Below are 1,503 nucleotides of genomic sequence, written 5' to 3' on the forward strand. Positions count from 1 at the left end.
AAGTGTCATCACCAGTGGTGGCCCCCCTTCTCCCGAAGTTACGGGGGCATTTTGCCGAGTTCCTTAACCATAGTTCACCCGAACGCCTCGGTATTCTCTACCTGACCACCTGAGTCGGTTTAGGGTACGGGCCGCCATGAAACTCGCTAGAGGCTTTTCTCGACAGCATAGGATCATCCACTTCACCACAATCGGCTCGGCATCAGGTCTCAGCCTTATATGAGGGACGGATTTGCCTACCCCTCGGCCTACACCCTTACCCCGGGACAACCACCGCCCGGGCTGGACTACCTTCCTGCGTCACCCCATCGCTTACCTACTACCACCTTGGATCAGCGGCTCCACCACTCCCCTTTGCCCGAAGGCTCCGGGGCGGCTTCACGGCCTTAGCATCAATGGATTCGATATTGGGCGTTTCAAAGCGGGTACCGGAATATCAACCGGTTGTCCATCGACTACGCCTGTCGGCCTCGCCTTAGGTCCCGACTTACCCTGGGCAGATCAGCTTGACCCAGGAACCCTTAGTCAATCGGCGCACACGTTTCTCACGTGTGTATCGCTACTCATGCCTGCATTCTCACTCGTGAACCGTCCACAACTCGCTTCCACGGCTGCTTCACCCGGCACACGACGCTCCCCTACCCATCACAGCCTCCGTTGGGAGTATTGCTGCAATGACACGACTTCGGCGGTACGCTTGAGCCCCGCTACATTGTCGGCGCGGAATCACTTGACCAGTGAGCTATTACGCACTCTTTCAAGGGTGGCTGCTTCTAAGCCAACCTCCTGGTTGTCTCTGCGACTCCACATCCTTTCCCACTTAGCGTACGCTTAGGGGCCTTAGTCGATGCTCTGGGCTGTTTCCCTCTCGACCATGGAGCTTATCCCCCACAGTCTCACTGCCGCGCTCTCACTTACCGGCATTCGGAGTTTGGCTAAGGTCAGTAACCCGGTAGGGCCCATCGCCTATCCAGTGCTCTACCTCCGGCAAGAAACACACGACGCTGCACCTAAATGCATTTCGGGGAGAACCAGCTATCACGGAGTTTGATTGGCCTTTCACCCCTAACCACAGGTCATCCCCCAGGTTTTCAACCCTGGTGGGTTCGGTCCTCCACGAAGTCTTACCTCCGCTTCAACCTGCCCATGGCTAGATCACTCCGCTTCGGGTCTAGAGCGTGCAACTCAATCGCCCTATTCGGACTCGCTTTCGCTACGGCTTCCCCACACGGGTTAACCTCGCTACACACCGCTAACTCGCAGGCTCATTCTTCAAAAGGCACGCAGTCACGAGATGCACAAGTGCATCCGACGCTCCCACGGCTTGTAGGCACACGGTTTCAGGTACTATTTCACTCCGCTCCCGCGGTACTTTTCACCATTCCCTCACGGTACTATCCGCTATCGGTCACCAGGGAATATTTAGGCTTAGCGGGTGGTCCCGCCAGATTCACACGGGATTTCTCGGGCCCCGTGCTACTTGGGAGATGAGCAAGCAAGCCG

The 1,503-nt window shown here is 56.9% G+C and carries 1 rRNA gene (cut by a window edge); it reads right to left on the bottom strand.

The annotated features are described in order from the left end of the window. Window positions 1-1,503: ribosomal RNA gene (locus AB0953_RS35335) — 23S ribosomal RNA — on the bottom strand (its annotated part extends 1,278 nt beyond the left edge of the window); the annotation flags it as partial.

The organism is Streptomyces sp. NPDC046866 (assembly GCF_040704625.1).
Lineage (GTDB): Bacteria > Actinomycetota > Actinomycetes > Streptomycetales > Streptomycetaceae > Streptomyces.